We start from the raw sequence: 17852 nt of genomic DNA, 5'->3' as shown, positions 1-17852 counted from the left end.
TTGAATTTAGAACAACCGGCTCAGACATCGCTTGCTTCCTGTGTCTAGTTCAGAGATCGGAGGCACGATACAGCGTCGTCCGAAGCTGTCGAGCAGAATCATTCCCCCTTCTGGTGAAGGCTGGACGTGCTCATGCAAAGTTTCCAGCTCGAGCCTCATTGTTCCTCTATCAGTGATAACCTCCCATTTCCACACATTGTTCTTCTCATGTATGCTCACGATACTCTCCACTCTAGGAATGAAATACCGACGCTTCAGCTCGAGCTGAATAGCGTCTTGACTGCTGGAATCCAGCTGCTGCAAGTCGCGTACAATGCCAATTTCCTTGCCATCACGATCTCGTACAGATAAGTAGCATAAGGCGTGAGAGAATGGAAATGCCCGATAAATTGATACTTCCGTTGTTGCCGTATCTCCATCCCTAAGCTCCAGCAGGCCTCCTTCACTGTGGCGAAAGGATACGGTGGGAGGGAAATAGCGGATATCTTCCGCAAATGCGCTTATGGAAGTGGCGGACTGATCATGATCGTTAGTGTTGTTCGCTGACTGGTTGCGGATATGTTCTTCCAGCTCGGCTTGATGGAGCGGTTCTTGGACATGTTCATCAGGCAAAGAGATACTCCCCTTTCATTTCAGACATTTCCTGTTGAGCCTGCACAAGCTTCGCGTATACTCCATTCTGCGAGAGAAGCTGATCGTGGGAACCGACTTCCACGAGCCTGCCTTGATCCAGGACAATAATACGAGTGGCGTGGCGGAGCGTAGACAGCCGATGAGCAATAGCAAAGGTCGTGCGCCCACGAATGAGTCTCATCATCGCTTCTTGAATCTGGCGCTCTGTGGCGGTATCGACAGAAGCGGTAGCTTCGTCGAGAATCAGGATTGCCGGATCATGGAGAATTGCGCGTGCAATGGCAATCCGCTGCTTCTCACCGCCGGATAATCGTGCTCCGCGTTCGCCGACTCGAGTATCATAACCATCGGGCATTCGGATGATGAAGTCATGTGCATTCGCTATCTTGGCGGCACGCATAATTTCCTCTGGAGATGCGTCAGGCTTCGCATAAGCAATGTTCTGGGCTACAGAACCATCGAATAGAAAGGTTTCCTGAAGAACGACTCCGATATGCTGACGCAAGCTTTCCTGCTTCATGTCTCTAATATCGATCCCGTCGATGCGAATGAGACCGCTGTAAGGATCATAGAAACGGCAGAGCAAATGAATGAGCGTGGACTTCCCTGCTCCTGAATGACCAACGATACCGATCATTTCTCCAGGCTGTACAGCAAGCGTAAGCTCCTTCAATACGGGACGATGCTTCTCGTAACCATAGCTAATATTCTCGAATTGTACGGCTCCGCGTACAGATGGGAGCGCCATAGCTTGCTCTCGGTCAGGTACCTCGGGCTTCATATCGATAATTTCAAATATGCGGCCTGCGGCAGCAAACGCCCGGCTGGTCCAGTTTACGGCTTGACTGAACCATTTCAGTGGGCCAAAGAACATACTCAAGTAACCAATGAACGCCATAAGTGTTCCAAGTGTCATATGTTGACCAAGTACGGATTGACCCCCAACGAACCAGACGAGCAGCAAACCAGATTGTGTCACAAGGGAGAACAATGGGAATACACCTGCCCAAAGTCCGTCTACACGAATGGACTGCTTCATTAACACATCATTCGCCTCATGGTAACGACTTCTTTCTGTGCTCTCTTGTCCGAATGCTTTTACGACGCGAATGCCTTGGAGTGTATCGCCTACAATCGTGTTGATGCGATTAAGCGCTCTCCAGTGGATGTACCAGCGCTGATGAATGAATGGCCAGATGACAAAAGAGAAGAAGATGACGATGGGAGCTGGGACGAGTGCGAGCAAAGTAAGCTGCCAATTGAGTGAAGCCATCATGGTGAAAATGGAGATGATGAGCAGAATCTGGCTGGTAACCCATACGACGCCATCGTTCAAAAATTGACTGAGTGCGTCGGCATCATGGTTGACTCGCCCAATGAACTGTGAAGTTTGGCGGCGATCAAAAAATCCGAGCGACAGCTTCATCAGAGAACCATATACATCCTCACGGATATTATGCATAAGCTTACTGCCGGTATGTACGCTGATATAGCCGCGAACGGTCGTCATGACAGAAAGTGTGAGCTGAACAAGACCAAGCATCAGTACGAGTGCGAGCAGGGATGCGGCGGGATGTGTCGTCTGCAGGACATCATCGACGATAATTTTCGTGAGGTAAGGAGGGATAAGTTCAATTAACGTTGTGGCGATGACGAGCAATGAGGCAATCGACATCCATTTCTTAAAAGGCTTCGCGTAGTCCAGCACTCTCCTGAATGCCTTGCCCTTATCGGTGCAGCGTAGGCAGCTTTCGTTCTGGTTAACGAGTCGTGCCCCACATTTGGAGCACCGCCGCGGCATGTCATCCACGGATGGAAGCGGCAGTTCATCTCCCTGAATGATTGCTTGAATCAGTCGGCAAGCGAACGCGAACTTCACATTTTCCATCGATGTGTATCGAACCAGTACGATCGAACCGTGCTCAGTATCTGCGATGAGCTGCGAGCTGCCTATCGCATCATTCGTTCGGCACCTTTTGACAACGCTTACAAAAATGCGTTTTTCTAATTTTCCGGAAGAGGTGCATATGAAGATTTCATCTTGGGAAATCAGCAGCCAGCGTTCAGATAATGTAGCATCGTCCTGAATATCGGCTCTCCCGCAGAAGAGCAGTTCAGCCGTGGTCATGCCTGCGGTCGCGAATGGCGGTGATTCGATAAAACGCAAGGATATCCCCCTTTTCTATAAGAATTATTAATATTGGGAAATTGTAACATACAAACTTGTGTTAGGGGAGGGGGATATCGTATAGCTGCATAATGTTGGAGGAAAGATTCAAGATAGCACAGAGATCGGATCTGAAATAAAAAGAGCCGCCTAAGGAGCAGTGTTCTACTCCTTAGGCGACAATTGTTCGTTGCACGATAATAGGGCTGCTGAATTGCACGAACAAGCACAGGGTGCTATTTCGTCAGATCAAGAATCCCTTGATAGATTGTATCAAATAATTGCTCTAATTGGTTCTCCTCAATACAGGAGAACGCAACACGCAGATCGGTATCGCCAAGAGCAATTGTGCCGACACCATACTGCTCGAGCAAGTGTGTGCGCAAGGTTTCGGCATGTACATTTTGAAGCTTCAAGCACATGAAATATCCGGAGTTGAATGGATAATAGCTTAGCACATCTCCGTACTTGCCGCTGTCAAGCAGCTCCTTCACTTTGTTCGCACGCGCCTTCATCAGATTGAACTTGGCTTGCTTCTGCGCTCCGTACTCTGGAGAGTTCAGCGCATGGAGCACGAACGTCTGCGAAGGATGAGGGCCGCTGGATATAGTAGCCCGAATGATCCCGATTGTCTTCTGCTCCAAAGCAGCGAGCAGTGCTTCGGACTCAGCTGCGTACGTGATGAAACCTACGCGGAATCCCCATACATACTCTTCCTTCGTAGCTCCATCGACCTTAATTGGCAGGATGTTAGGATGAATGGAAGCCAATTTGCCAAATAAGGATTCATGCATGGAGTCTTCGAAGAAGAGACCGAAGTATGCATCATCTGTTACCACGACGAGACGCATGCCTGCTTCTGCTGCTTCAAGCAAGGCCGCAGCGATCTGCTCGCCTTCTTCTCTTCCAGGTGTATAGCCAGTTGGGTTATTCGGGAAGTTCAAGACAACGATTGCCTTACCCTTGTCCTTATTGGCAAGCAAGGCATCGCGAAGTCCTGCACTATTGAATTTCCAATTGTCATTATATAACGGATAGTAGACCATCTCTGCATTGCGGCGAATGCCGAACGTGAGCTCGTAGTTCTCCCAGTTCTTCTCTGGAAGCACCACAACATCGCCCTCGTCCGCGAACAGATCCGCAACGATGCTGAGTCCGTGCGTCAATGCATTCGTCACAATCGGATTGCTGATTGTTACATTGCTAAGCGATGGGTTCTCCGTAAGCATTTTTTCTTTCCATGCTTTGCGCAGTTCAGGCTTGCCTGCTGGCGGTGCATAGGGATAGATATCAGCAGGGTCATAGGCAGACAACGTATCCTGAATGACGCTTAGGTGCATTGGGGTATTGCCTTCCGTAGCGATGCCAATTGTGGCATTGAATGCCTTGGCCTTGCTTTTGGCTTCTGCTGATTGGCTCAGTATGCCTTCCTTCGGGAAGTAGATTTGCTGCGCGAGCCGGGAGAGCATGGCATAAATGTTGGGATTGTGCTGTTGAATTGTTTCGTTCAATTGTTGAGCCAGTTGATTCATGGCGTCCATCCTTCCACCATCATTGTAAGAGGGCCCATTCCATGCATGCATGGAATACGCCCTTGAAATACTTTCTTCATTATAGCATTATGGCTCTTCATTCGTCACGATGAATTGGTTATCATTACCTATAAGCGGCATACAAAAACGATACGCCTAATATTTGATGAGTAAAGAATGAGGTTCAAATTTTGCAAAAGTGATGGTACTATAGTGAAATAGTGCAAATTTTTCGAGCAATCCTACATGAAATTGGCTTAATTATGATGGAGAAGAGACCATGTTAGAGAGAAAGAAGGGGGCACTACCGTGTTACAAGCATCGCCGACGCAGTACATTCTGAAGCCGGCTTGCGCGAAGATTACATGTGAACCGAACTGGAAATGGCAGAAGCGAGAGAAGCCAATGCCGAACTATGACCTGTTCTATGTATGGAGTGGGGAGGGGGAGCTGACGCTGAATGGCGAAGTCTATGAGATTCGCAAAGGCAGCTGCTTCTTATTCCGTCCGGGGGATCACACATCCGCAACACATAATCCGCAAAAGCCGCTGACATTAACTTATATTCATTTTGATGTGGATGCATCATTGTCGGACATTCCCATGTCCTATCGAGAACTGCACGAAACGGTTGACTTCGAACATTTGCTTGCCAGATATGTGCGCTTGTTCTTGCGGGATACGTATGGTGCAGAGATTGAAGCTCAGCTTGTGCTGAAGCAGTTGATGATACATCTGCTGCGCGCAGACAAGGAAGAGCCGGATGAGCGGAAGACGAGTCATCAGCTTGCGGAATCCATCCATGAAATTGCGAATTATATCAGGCAAAATCCGGGTGCCAATCATCGTATTCAGCATTTGGCGAAGCGAGCGCAGTTGTCCCCGCGTTATTTCTCAGTGAAGTTCAAGGAACTGATCGGGATGTCTGTGCAGACGTATATTATTCGTTCTCGAATTGAACGAGCGGAGCATCTGCTGCATCATGCTGGAATGAATGTGACGGAAGTGGCGGATGCATTAGGATACAGAGATATTTTCTTCTTCAGCCGCCAGTTTAAGCAATATACAGGACGGAGCCCGTCCGAAATTCGATAAAAGGATCATACAAGCTGCTTTGGGCACTATTGTCCGGGCAGCTTTTTTGTTAGATATGGTTTTGCTCTAAAACGACAACCTTATCTGCCTACATAATGATTAGAATTGTTAAGGAACGATAAATTCAGCACGAGGTTATCGACAAAAGGTGTTCACTAGTTTACTTTTAATAGTAGAAAGTGCGAGTCGAATAAATATTCATTTTGTTGGAATGTGAGGGATTTACAAGAGATATATATAATGATAGAATTAAGACAATAAATTCCATAATAAGGAGGTGATGGAGTGGGTTCCATCAGTGCTGTTTATTCGACATTAGGAGAATTAATTCAACGTTATCGGTATGAACGGTCAATGACGCAGGCGAAGCTGGCGGAGTTGACAAGAATTAACCGAGGCAGCATCTCCAAGATTGAGAATGGGGACATTAAACGGCCTGATTACGCGACCATACAACCCATTATTTCCGTTCTGAACGTGCCCTTGCGCGAAGTGATTGATGCTTTGTCCTTGACTGACCATCGTTCAGACACTTGGTTCGGATTATTGCATAATTCAACATCGAGTGGGGATTACTCCTTGTCAGCTGAGATCGCTTCCTATCTATTAGCATCCCGCAATGAAGAGAGCGAAGTTCTGCTAGGCAAGCTTTTTCAAATAGTTCAGGAAATATCGAACGATAATGAGCTGAAGCTCTCATTACTGAACATCGTTATTACCTATGCACGAAGTCATGGAATTCAACGCTTCGTTGCGAGAGGAACTTTACATAAGTATTTAATTGAGCGGGACGATTTCTCGAAGATGGAGGCAACCTATCAATCCGGACAGTATGTGCTCCATTATGTCGAATTTCTATCTCGTGAGGAGAAAGCCACATTATATTACAAGCTTGGCGTTCATGCGTTTAATTTGGGCCTGTACAATGAATGTATAGAGTTATGTAAAAATGCAGTCATTCAAGAAGATGTGGAAAGCAGTTTTAGCGCATACTCTACTTTAGCGATTTGTTCGTCATATTTTGAACTTGAGCAATATGATATGGCGGAAAAATATTTGAGAACATTTAGTTTGTTCAGCTTTCCTTTCGTGCAGAAAAATGTAGACTATATGACTGCTAGATTGAATGAGAAAAAAGGGAATATTCGCTTGGCAATCCAACAATTTAAGGATTGCTTAGAACTTCCATCCTATAGATTAAATGCTGTGAACTCGCTGTTAGAAATATATCGTTTGCATAATGATATTGATTCAGCAACTGAACTGATTAAACGTGAATCAGAGTATTTAGTTCAACACTCTGAAAGTCCGATTATTGTTTCTGGACGTGCACATTATTTTTTGAATAAAGGAAAATATTTGTGTGATACAGGTGATGTAAGAGAAGCAATTCAGAATTTTATTACAAGTGCTACTATGTTTGTGGAATTGAGCGAACATAAAAAAATTTACGAGTGCTTGGAACATATTTTTTGTCTAATTGGATCTTTTAGTAACGATCTTGACCTGATGAAACAAGTAAATATTTTATTTGCTGACTTAAAAAAATAAGGAGGAAAAATCATTGAAACAAAAATTAATTAAGTTATTCGTACCATTTGTTGTGGCCTCACTTATTCTAATGCCTACACTTACAAATGGGTACCAAGCGAAAAATGATGTTCGAAAGAATGTTCAATCATACAGTAATGAGGCCGTTTACCAGAGTGATCAGTTTTATATGTTCTCGGGAGGAAAGGATGCAGAAATAGCTTGGTAGCAATTAATTAAGGACGCTAACTCTAGCGTCCTTTTTTTGTCGTCTACTATGCATCGCAACAAATGTTGAACAGCGTCGAATATATCTTATTTTAGAGAAACATAGTGAAACAAGCAGAATGTTATATAATGACAATGATACATAATTGTCGGATAATAGAAACAATCACTATAATATAGAATCTCATTAAAAGGGAGGCTAACAAGATGAGGTTTTACTTTGATATCCCAACTAATGAAATCAGTTTATCGGATGAAATACTGCTGGACGAAATCGAAAAAGCTCGTGAACAGTTGCAGGAAGCACTCGAAGAGGGCAAAACTTTCACTGACGTAGAGGTCATTGAACTTAGTCAGAGGCTCGATGAGTATTTGGTTGAAATCCAAAAGAAAAGACTGCTGAAAAAGGCGATCTTGGAAATTGATATTGCTGGATAAGAGCTAGTGGCCAATGTATGACTGATATCCTGTAGGCGGAGGAAACATACATGCGTTCCGTTATGGAGTATGAGAAACTAGGGGAACTAATACGATGTTACCGGAATAGGGAGAATAAGACCCAGCAGGATTTTGCAAAAGAAGCAGGTATAGACCATGACAGTGTTATCGCAATTGAAAAAGGGGAAATTCCATTAGAACATGCAGTGCTGAAGTCACTTCTTGCAGTGCTGCATATCCCGATGGCCGAAATAGTGGCTCATCTTGTGACAGAAGAAGTTAGTACAGAGTTATGGCTGTCGCTATTAGAGGCATCCTTGCCTAGTCAGGATAGGCGTTTATGCGAAGACATTGTTGTACACGTATTGGCTTGCTGTAATGAGGACTGTGAAGATTTGCTGCTGAGGCTATATCAAATGATTCAAAAATGGACTGGTAGCATTGAAATGCGGCTTGAGTTACTGGACAATGTGATTTCCTATGCTAGATCACGAGATTTACAGAGCTTGGTTGCAAAAGGACTGTTTTATCGGTATTTAGTGGAGCGGGACGATTTTATTCGACTGGATGAGACTTATGGGTCTGGTCAAGCAGTGCTTCGTTATGTTGAACTGCTCTCGCGTGGCGAGCGAGTAATCTTCTATTACAAGTTAGGCGTTCATGCGTTCAACATAGAACGATTCTATGAAAGTATAGAAATAGCTAAGCGAGGGATCGATGAGGATAGCTCAGAGAGCACCTACAAGGCATACGCTAACTTGCTTATTTGTTCTTCATATTTCCGTCTTGAGGATTATGATAAAGCCGAAGAATATTTACTAGCTTTAAGCCGGTTTCCTTTCTCCTTTGTTCAAGAGCATGTCGACTTTTTAACAACCAAACTCTATGAAAAAAGAGGAAACATAGATTTGGCAATTAGCCAATTGCAAAGATGTTATAAATTGTATCCTTCAAAGATTTGCAGCGTAAATGCACTTCTTAGATTATATCTATCCCAAAACGATAGTACTTCCGCCAATCAATTACTCCAGCAAGAGCAAGAGTACCTCGATGTAGATTATTTAAATCCAATCTCTATAAAAGGACACGCCTATTATTTCATCAATAAAGGGAAATGGATGCATCGATGGGGGAAAAACAGTGAAGCCATTGATTGTTACATCCAAAGTGTAAGCATGTTTGTTGAACTGACCGAAGCTGATGAAGCTTTGTTACGAAAGATGGAGCGCACACGGTTGAAGATGATGAATGCAGCCAAAACAGGACGGAATTTAACAGATGTCTCTGTTGTGCAGCTCAGTCAAGAGCTTGATACCTATATCGTTGAAATACAGAAAAAAGGGATATTTAAGAATTCTCTATTAAGAGATTAATGAAAAAGAAGCACAATTGATCTCTTTTGTTTCCAGATAGAGATTCACTCACGAGTCATCAAGCAAGTGTAATGGAGGATACATGCATGGGGGTTGTAAAACTGAGAAATGAGACCTTGGGGGAGTTGATTCGTCGTTATCGAGATGAATTGAATATGACTCAGCAGGAACTTGCGAACAGGTCAGGTGTAAATAACAAGAGAATTTCGTTCCTGGAATATGGCGGAGCTCCACGAGATTATGCGATCCTACAACCCATTTTCTCTATTTTACATATACCTGCTCATGAAGTCGTAACGGCTCTTGCCAATATGAAGATTCATTCGGAGATATGGTTCTGTCTGCTGCAGCAACTCGTGTCGTCCGAAGACGATATCTCACTGGCTAGAGAAGTAATGGCTCATCTAATGGCCTCTCTGGACGAGAATTCAGAAGTTAGGTTTGGAAAACTATTAAGCATTGTACAAAAAGGAATAGGCAACCTAGAGTCTCGGTTAGAATTAATGGATGATGCAATTATGTATGCTCAAAGGCAAGGCTGGCAGACATATGTTGCAAAAGGATTGTTCTATCGGTATTTAGTGGAACGGGATGATTTCAGTAAAATGGAGGAAACCTATCAATCGGGGAAGCAGGTACTTGCCTATGCTGAAGATCTGACCTGCGAAGATCGTGTTATTCTATATTACAAGTTAAGTGTTCACGCTTATACACTGCGCAAGTATAATGACAGTATTGAATTCGGTAAACTACTGCTGGCCTGTGATAAGACAGAGAGTACCTATAAAGCTTACTCCATTTTACTGATTAGTTCTTCTTACTATTATAAATCTCAATTTGAATTGGCAGAGAAGTACCTCAATCGTATTCGATTGACACGCTTCCCGTTCCTGAAGGATCATGTAACTTTTATGCAGGCCAAGCTTCATGAGCAACGGGGAGAAACGGAATCAGCTATCTACCATTTGCAGCTGTGTATGGAGTCATCGACTTACCAATTAAATATTGTAAACTCACTACTTCATATCTATCTTCAACAACGAGATATAGATGCAGCACAACATTTGCTCCAAGGTGAATCAGACTATCTGGAAGAAGACTTCTCCAATCCTATGAAGATCAATGAACTTGCAAACTATTACATTAACAAAGGGAAAGTTATGAGCGGAATAAATAGACAGAAAGAAGCTATCGATTATTTCAAAAAGGGGATATCCATGTTCACTAGATTAACGGAAACGGATGAGGCCTTGCTGAGACAATTGGAGCAGACACGATTGAACATGATCAGTGCTGTAGCGGATGGCCGGAATCTGACAGATGCTACTGTCGTTCGACTTAGTCAAGAGCTGGACGGTTATATTGTGGAATTTCAGAAAAAGAGCATTTTAAAAAGAGCATTGTTAACTACTTAAAGAAAGTTATAGCGCTTTTCTTTAGTAGTCGGTGCCTGAGAAAATGAGCACAGAAAAAGGGGCTTTTCCAATTGCCATGGTTCATGGCCTATGGAAAAGCCCCTTTTCAGTAAGATGCTATTGAACGCAAGTAGGGTTAGCTCTGTGTCTTCTGTACACGTTCAGTCTTCGCATGGAACGTCCCCAAGCAATCTCCCATTCTAACCTTGGCGCCGAGCGCTAATCCCTCCAGGGGCTCGAATGTGTTCGTTTCTGTCAGCAGCACAACGGTTGATCCGAATTCAAAATAGGCAAGATCCTGCCCCTTCTCGTAGCTGGACTTCACTTTATCATCCGAATAACGGATGCTGCTCACATTGAGTGCCCCAACTTTCACAACCGCTACTTCACCTTGTCCATGTCGTATGTACGTGATAAGTCGTTCGTTGCGGCTAAGTACACGCGGCATATGATGCAGACCAAAATCATTTACTGGATAGACACGCCCAGGCACATGTTCGCTCTCCACAGTGGTCCCCGTAACGGGGGCGTGAATACGATGATAATCGGAAGGACTTAAATACAGCACGAAGCAATAGCCATGACTATATTTTTGTCGATGAGGAGAGTGGTTCAGCATCTCATCGAGTGTATAATCCTGTCCCTTCACATTAAATATACTGCCTTCCTGAATTGGGCCCATACCTGTAATCACTGCATCTACAGGGCTAGCAAGCTGGTCCTCTGCAGCAGAAATAGGACGCATATCTGGCTTAAGCTTGCGTGTGAAGAATTCATTCAAAGTCCCGTATTGATCCATAGGCTTCTCAGCTTCCTCAACACGGATATTGTACGTCTTCGCAAAGGTTGGAATAAATCGGCGGCTTAATCCGGAGTTGGCGAAGCGGCCTGCGATGCGAGATACCCACTTGCGTGAGGATAATTCAGTTAGTAGCCGTAAAAATCTTTTTTTCATTGTTAATTAATCACCTGGTTTATAAGACACCTGAATGAAGGGCGTCCTGTATTTTTCAGCCTCAAGAAACAGAATAAGAAGCATGTTTCCTGTGGACTATCTTGACACAGAACGCCATCATTTTCAATATGATCCTACACAACGCTAAGAATAAATAGGGTTATTGACTTGCTTGACGAAGCAGAGATGCGCCATAGGCAATGGGATTCACATAGGTTGCTCTCCAACATTCAAGTAAATTAGCCTCACGAAAACTGTAACGTTGATCTCGTCCATTGCATTCGATAAATAAAGGAACTCCATCAGGAGAGATCCCAATATCTAGTCCTAAGTCTGCAAGATGGGGCAGGGTGTGTGATAGCCGTGAAGCGACATCTAAGGAGAAGCGGCTGATTCGTTCGCGAAGGATATCAAGCGGAATATAAGGCAGTGCAGAAGCTGCCAGCAGTTCAAATGGATAGACTGTTCCGCCTTGAGCTACGTTCGTGACGAATGTATGCGATGGTGCAACCTTGCCCACGATTCCTGTGATTTTCCATTCTCCGGTTCCGTCTCGTTGTACGGATACACGCAGATCGAAGGGTCTACCCTTATAGCAAACGAGCGGCAAGAGCTGTTGAACCAAAAAGGCCTTCTTCAGCATTTGGGACTTCACGGATGCGGGCAATTTCCCCTTAGGCATCTCGACGGTTCTCCACTTACGGCCCCCTGTTGACGTTCGCAGCATGTAGGTCGTTCTCCACCCTTTGCTTGTTCGCTCAATTTTGGTGAGCCCTCGTCCTATGCTGCTGTTATTAGGCTTCAGTACAATCGCGTCATAGCGTTCCATGAGTCTGGCGATAGAAGAACGAGTTGCGAGGGTTGTGTCGGGCAAATGTGGGGCGATCATATGATCTGCCTTGAGTACGTTGTGAATGCTCATTTTGCCGTATCGATTGACCTCGTTGAATAAGATAATATTCGCTTGAACCAGAGTGCGGATACGCGCACGTGAAGTGGGACGTAAATAAATCGCTCGGTTATGAATGACTCGTGGAATAGGCATGCGTCGGCGAACATAGCCAGTCGGCCCTTTTACATATGCGGCTACTTCCATTCGACGGGTATTTACATCTTCAATTCGGAAGAAGCAAGGGATGATTCCGTTCTGACGCGCAGCTTCTTCATAGAACAGGATAGCTTCGTGCTTCGTCTTACCACGGATGAGTCCACGCAGCAAGGGAGCATTGAACAAAATGCCGATTCGATTATCGGACATGGTCATACCTCCTTAGGGGCAAAAATGCGATATACAAATAGCCATCGGCGATAATGCATCGTATGTATGTCCAGTATTGGCGGTATGGACGAGTGGATGAAGGCATAATGACTAAATTTGATGCTTGGCTAAGCAGATGAGGAGGAACGAAATGCATCTTCAGAAGGTGGCTGTCATCACGCCAGGAACATTCCCGATTCCTTCTGGATCGAGCAGTTCCGTTGAGCGAGTCGTGGAGCATGTGGTAAGCAAGGCTGCTCAGCGAATAGATGCACGAATTTATGCAAGACTGTGGAGCGGCCAGGAAGAGATAGACACGGTTCGGGGTGTTCCTTGTGTTCGAATTCGAGCGAGCCATGCACGGATGTACGTGCAGGGGGTTATTCGCAGCATGGCTCAGTTCATGCCTGATACGATTCAAATTGAGAACCGTCCCCGATTTGTTCTCCCTATCAAGCGTTCCTTTCCCAATGCCCAAATCATATTGAATCTTCACTCCGTCACCTTCATGAGCCGTAAGCATATTCCCCTGAAATTATTAAGGTCATCACTTCGAGCGGCAGATCGGATTTTCGTCAACAGCCGCTATTTATATCGCAAAGTTGCAGCAGTCTGTCCAAGTTGTGCTTCGCGAATCGTAGTGAATACATTAGGAGTTGACCAAGAGCGATTCCGCTCTAAATGGACGGAAGAAGGAATGCAGCGTTCTGAAGCAGGCAAGGACATGCTAGGTTGGGCGGATCGCAAAATCATTCTATATGTCGGGCGTCTTATTCCCTTAAAGGGAGTTCATCATTTATTGAAGGCCATTCCGCGTGTCATTGCGAGGCAGCCTAAGGCGCTATTTGTCATCGTCGGCAGCGCGTTTTATGGATCTGCACGGAGAACCGTCTATGTGCGTAAGCTTGAGCGTTTGGGCAGAGTGTATCCGAAGCACGTTAGATTCGTCCCTTATGTATCCCATGAACAAATACCGGATTGGTATTTGCTAGCGGATGTTGTAGTCATGCCTTCGGTCGAGAAGGAGGCATTCGGTTTAGTCAATGTGGAAGCGATGGCTTCTGGAGTTCCTGTACTTGCAACACGTGTCGGAGGCATTCAAGAGGTTGTTGCAGACGGGATTACAGGCGTGCTCGTGCGGCCGCTTCGGCTAAGCGTACGGCTTGCGAATGAACTAAATCGGTTATTGGATGATGATGAACGAAGAAAGAGAATGGGGGAAGCGGCTGTGGAACATGTACAGAATCATTTTACATGGGACAAAACAGCCGAGCGGTGGGCTAACGAAATAGGCGCTCCTGCAGAGCAATAGATTCATACGTATAGGCGAGTGTCGGGGAGAGCACTGGGTGCATATGATGGATTAGGTGTAGGTAGAAGCCCATCGGAAAGGAGAGAGTGCAGCGTGAAAAAGAAAAAAGGGAGCTTGTCCCCGAAAGGAAAGAGGCCTTCCTATTATGTAGATAATCCGAATAGGTCGGAGCTGAAAATGTTGGATCGATTATCGAAATCTAAGCCTAGTTTGGATCAATTATCGAAATCTGAGCCCCATTTGGATCAATTATCGAAATCTAAGCCCGATAGTGTTGCACATTCCAAGAAAGCTAACATCAATGCGTTTGCGACAGCACAGGAAGAAATGAACCATTTGATGAAACAAGCAAAGCTGGCTCTTCAGCAGGCAAAGAGAGGCAATGTTGCCATGAAGCAGCCCACAGCAGGTGAAGGTTCTTCGAAGTCGAAGACACCATCTTTGGATGCCCATGTAAGTAGAGAAGAGAACATACCAACGCCTGTACCTCCATTCACTATATCCCCAGACATTGAGCATAGCGAGCAGAAGGCACAGTCCACTCAAGTTTCGGAAGTCGAAGCTTCCACACTCACTGGCGTAAACGCACCTTCATCGAAGCAAGCAGATAGCAAGCTTTCGAAAGCAACCCGCACAGAAAAGAAGAAGACTAAAAATCCATCAAAGCCTATTAGAGGAACGGTGTCCCAAGATGTAGAGGTTGAAGCTTCCTCAGTTGATGCTTCCTCTATGGACGCACTCCATATGCTTGAAAACAATGAGCTTGAGCAAACAGAGCAGAAGGTAGACGTTGATGCAGTAATAGCTGTGCAGGCAGAGAAGGAAAAACGGCTTTTCGAGAAGAGAAGCATTTTCCGGCCAAAAGCGATTGTATATACCGATGATATCGTGGATGAGGCTGTTACCAATGAGAAACTGGCTGCGTATTCGATAAGCGGATCCAAGATTAAACGTGAGAGCATTGATTCTGATGCGCTAAAGGATCATTCTGTCACATCGATTAAAATTGCAGATGAAGCGATCACTGGCGGGAAGATCGCTCCTGATTCGATTATGGGTGAGCACCTCATTCGCAATGCGATTTCAGGCAGTAAAATTCGAGATCGTTCTATTACAGGAGGCAAAATTAAGGACGGCAGTATAACCTCCGAGAAGCTGGCTGATAAGACGATCGATTCTGATAAATTAGCGGAAGGCTCTATTCATACGAAGCATTTGAGCGAACTAATCATCTCGAATGAATTGATTCAAGACCAATCCATAACCTCTGAAAAGATACGCAGCGGTGCGATCCATACGGAAAACTTGGCCAATGGCGCTGTGGACACATCCAAGCTTAGTGATGATGTAGTCACGAATTCGAAGCTGCGGAATCATGCTGTAACGAGCGATAAAATAGCCCCCTCTAGCATTGTTAGTGACCATTTAGCTGATGAAATTATTGTGAGTCGTATCATCGCTGAACGTGCTGTTGAGAGTCGGCATATCGGTTCCAACCAAATTGAAGGCTCACATCTTACCCCGAATATGATTAGCAGCTATCATCTACAGCCTCAATCAATTCATTCGATCCATCTTGCAGCAGAAACAGTTCAATCTGCCCATTTGCAGAAGGAAGCGGTCCATCAGAAGCATGTGCGCGAAGGAGAAATTCATAGCTGGCATTTGCACGAACAGGCTGTAACGACAGATAAATTAGCGGATCAATCAGTCGCAACAGCGAAGTTGATAGATCAAGCCGTCACTTCCTCCAAAATCGCCGATCAGAGTATTACTTCGCAAAAAATTGCAGATTCCATGATTCAGTCTCGTCATGTTGTCAAGCATGCAATAAGCACGCAGCAGATCGCACCACTTGCCATAGTCGGTCTTCATATTCAGGAAGAGGCGATCGGCGGGGAGCATATTGAGCAAGATAGCATTGCAAATCGGCATGTGCAGGACGGGGCAATTGATAAGCGTACGATTACTTCAGGCGCAGTAGAAGGGAGACATTTAGTCGCGAATGCTGTTAACACAGCGCATCTCGTAGATGAGGCAGTGACAACAAGCAAGTTGGGTGTACACAGCGTTACCTCTTTGCAGCTCGCTGATGAGGCGGTTACTCGTCAAAAGCTGACGAATCAAAGTGTGACGGCTGAGATATTGGCTGACGATAGCGTAACTTCCCGTCACATCAGTGCGGGTGCAGTAGGGGCCAAGGAAATAGAGCTGTACTCCATCAAGGATGAACATATTTCACCAGGAGCAATTAGCGACGAACATATCCGAGCTCAATCGATTGATGCGGCTATGCTGAAGCAAGAAGCGGTAACGAGTGAGAAGATTGCTCCGCATGCTGTACGAGACAGACACATAGGTTCATCCTCCATATACTCCCATCACTTGGCTGATCATGTGGTTACATCCCTCAAGTTGTCTCCAGAGAGTGTATCCAGCGACAAGTTAAGTGATATGTCGGTTACATCCAGCAAGCTTGCGAATAAGAGTGTTACTTCTGAGAAATTAGCAGCGGGCAGTGTAGAATCCATCCATTTGACAAAAGGTGCAGTAAGCTCGGAAGCAATTGCCTATCAAGCTGTTGAGGCGGAGCATCTTGCTCTCGGATTGGTATCAGGCAAGCATGTAGAAGCGCAGGCGATTGACACCTATCAGCTTGCAGAACAGTCGGTAACGGCCTCCAAGCTGGCTCCAGGGTCAGTGGAAGGGACACATATTCAGCCACAGGCTGTTGCGGACGAACACTTGGCATCTGGGGCAGTTCGTATTGAACATCTCGATGATGAATTGTTTACGATGTTGAATAATCTCGTCAATCCCCCACCAGCAGAGCCCATAATCATTGGATCGTCTCAACTTGAACCATTTGCTGTAACGAAAGACCATATAGGGCCCAACGCTATCCATGCAAAACATATATCAGTAGCAGCTATCCATGGATCTCATCTGGCGGCAGGAGGAATAAACAGCCAGCATATGGCCAGCGGCTCGATTGATGAGACGCATCTCGTAGAGAATGCTGTGCATGGGCATCATCTTGCCCCGGAGAGCGTAGAATCGATTCATGTGCAACCGGAGTGTATCCAATCTCAGCACATGAGCCAAGGAGCGATAAGCTCGGAGCACGTAAGCCACAGGGCGATAAGCTCGGAGCATGTAAGCCAAGGAGCCATAACAGCAGAGCATGTGAGCCACGGGGCGATAACTGCGGAGCACGTGAGCCACGGGGCAATAATCGCGGAGCATGTGAGCCAAGGAGCGATAGGCTCGGAGCATGTGAGCCACGGGGCAATAACAGCGGAGCATGTGAGCCAAGGAGCGATAACTGCGGAGCACTTGAGCCACGGGGCAATAACATCGGAGCATGTGAGCCACGGGGCAATAACAGCGGAGCATGTGAGCCACGGGGCAATAACAGCGGAGCATGTGAGCCACGGGGCAATAATCGCGGAGCACGTGAGCCAAGGAGCGATAGGCTCGGAGCATGTGAGCCACGGGGCAATAACAGCGGAGCATGTGAGCCAAGGAGCGATAACTGCGGAGCACGTGAGCCACGGGGCAATAACAGCGGAGCACGTGAGTCAAGGAGCGATAAGTTCGGAGCACGTGAGTCAAGGGGCAATAACAGCGGAGCACGTGAGCCAAGGAGCAATAAGCTCGGAGCACGTGAGTCAAAGGGCAATAACAGCGGAGGCTGTGAGCCACGGGGCAATAAGCTCGGAGCACGTGAGCCATGGGGCAATAACAGCGGAGCATGTGAGCCACGGGGCAATAAGCTCGGAGCACGTGAGCCAAGGGGCGATAAGCTCGGAGCATGTGAGCCAAGGAGCGATAAGTTCGGAGCACGTGAGTCAAGGGGCAATAACAGCGGAGCACGTGAGCCAAGGAGCGATAGGCTCGGAGCATGTGAGCCACG

Annotated in this window: 13 protein-coding genes; 8 read left to right on the top strand and 5 right to left on the bottom strand. The window is 45.9% G+C overall.

All coding sequences use genetic code 11. The annotated features are described in order from the left end of the window. Positions 1-6 precede the first annotated feature (6 nt). The 3 genes from PBN151_RS21415 to PBN151_RS21405 form a co-directional block, all read right to left on the bottom strand. The gene (locus PBN151_RS21415; RefSeq protein ID WP_227774925.1) at positions 7-612 is read right to left on the bottom strand and encodes a DUF1854 domain-containing protein; all 606 of its coding nucleotides are present in this window, start codon (positions 610-612) and stop codon (positions 7-9) included. Then, entirely contained in the window at positions 605-2800 is a 2196-nt protein-coding gene (locus tag PBN151_RS21410; RefSeq protein WP_139295396.1) for an ABC transporter ATP-binding protein, read from the bottom strand. The genes PBN151_RS21415 and PBN151_RS21410 overlap by 8 nt, the downstream gene beginning before the upstream one ends. A gap of 236 nt (positions 2801-3036) precedes the next feature. Next, on the bottom strand, positions 3037-4332 hold the full coding sequence (locus PBN151_RS21405) for an aminotransferase class I/II-fold pyridoxal phosphate-dependent enzyme (protein ID WP_021252696.1): 1296 nt from the start codon (positions 4330-4332) through the stop codon (positions 3037-3039). Positions 4333-4641: 309 nt separating this feature from the next. Here PBN151_RS21405 and PBN151_RS21400 point away from each other — a divergent pair, with 309 nt between their 5' ends. The 6 genes from PBN151_RS21400 to PBN151_RS21375 all read left to right on the top strand — a co-directional run bounded on the left by PBN151_RS21400 (position 4642) and on the right by PBN151_RS21375 (position 10411). Beyond that, complete coding sequence (locus tag PBN151_RS21400) at positions 4642-5427, top strand: helix-turn-helix domain-containing protein (RefSeq protein ID WP_028533760.1); 786 nt, start codon at positions 4642-4644, stop codon at positions 5425-5427. A gap of 285 nt (positions 5428-5712) precedes the next feature. Continuing rightward, a complete protein-coding gene (locus PBN151_RS21395; protein WP_021261967.1) occupies positions 5713-6978 on the top strand; it encodes a helix-turn-helix domain-containing protein in 1266 nt (421 codons plus the stop codon). A 13-nt stretch (positions 6979-6991) separates the two neighbouring features. After that, on the top strand, positions 6992-7186 hold the full coding sequence (locus PBN151_RS21390; RefSeq protein ID WP_072730636.1) for a hypothetical protein: 195 nt from the start codon (positions 6992-6994) through the stop codon (positions 7184-7186). Positions 7187-7392: 206 nt separating this feature from the next. Next, positions 7393-7623 (top strand): aspartyl-phosphate phosphatase Spo0E family protein, encoded by a 231-nt coding sequence (locus PBN151_RS21385; protein ID WP_021252699.1) that lies wholly within the window; start codon positions 7393-7395, stop codon positions 7621-7623. 50 nt (positions 7624-7673) lie between these two features. Beyond that, on the top strand, positions 7674-8996 hold the full coding sequence (locus PBN151_RS21380) for an XRE family transcriptional regulator (RefSeq protein ID WP_072730635.1): 1323 nt from the start codon (positions 7674-7676) through the stop codon (positions 8994-8996). A gap of 86 nt (positions 8997-9082) precedes the next feature. Beyond that, complete coding sequence (locus tag PBN151_RS21375) at positions 9083-10411, top strand: XRE family transcriptional regulator (RefSeq protein ID WP_072730634.1); 1329 nt, start codon at positions 9083-9085, stop codon at positions 10409-10411. A 136-nt stretch (positions 10412-10547) separates the two neighbouring features. Here PBN151_RS21375 and asd read toward each other — a convergent pair whose 3' ends face one another. Together asd and PBN151_RS21365 are read right to left on the bottom strand one after the other, a co-directional pair. After that, positions 10548-11366 carry an archaetidylserine decarboxylase gene (gene asd / locus PBN151_RS21370; protein WP_021252702.1) on the bottom strand — a complete coding sequence of 273 codons (819 nt, stop codon included), beginning with the start codon at positions 11364-11366 and terminating at the stop codon, positions 10548-10550. 160 nt (positions 11367-11526) lie between these two features. Next, positions 11527-12624, bottom strand: coding sequence for a YheC/YheD family endospore coat-associated protein (locus PBN151_RS21365; protein WP_072730633.1), 1098 nt, complete (start codon positions 12622-12624; stop codon positions 11527-11529). A gap of 151 nt (positions 12625-12775) precedes the next feature. On the opposite strand from PBN151_RS21365, the gene PBN151_RS21360 reads away from it, so the two are divergent. Together PBN151_RS21360 and PBN151_RS21355 are read left to right on the top strand one after the other, a co-directional pair. Further along, a complete protein-coding gene (locus PBN151_RS21360; protein ID WP_072730632.1) occupies positions 12776-13936 on the top strand; it encodes a glycosyltransferase family 4 protein in 1161 nt (386 codons plus the stop codon). A gap of 93 nt (positions 13937-14029) precedes the next feature. Then, on the top strand, positions 14030-17852 hold a 3823-nt coding region (locus PBN151_RS21355; RefSeq protein WP_139295395.1), incomplete at its 3' end, for a serine-rich family protein.

The sequence above is a fragment of the Paenibacillus sp. NAIST15-1 genome (genome assembly GCF_001894745.1).
Classification (GTDB): Bacteria; Bacillota; Bacilli; order Paenibacillales; family Paenibacillaceae; genus Paenibacillus_B; species Paenibacillus_B suaedae.
Note: the sequence above shows the minus strand (reverse complement) of the source record. Positions and strands in the feature narration are given on the sequence as shown.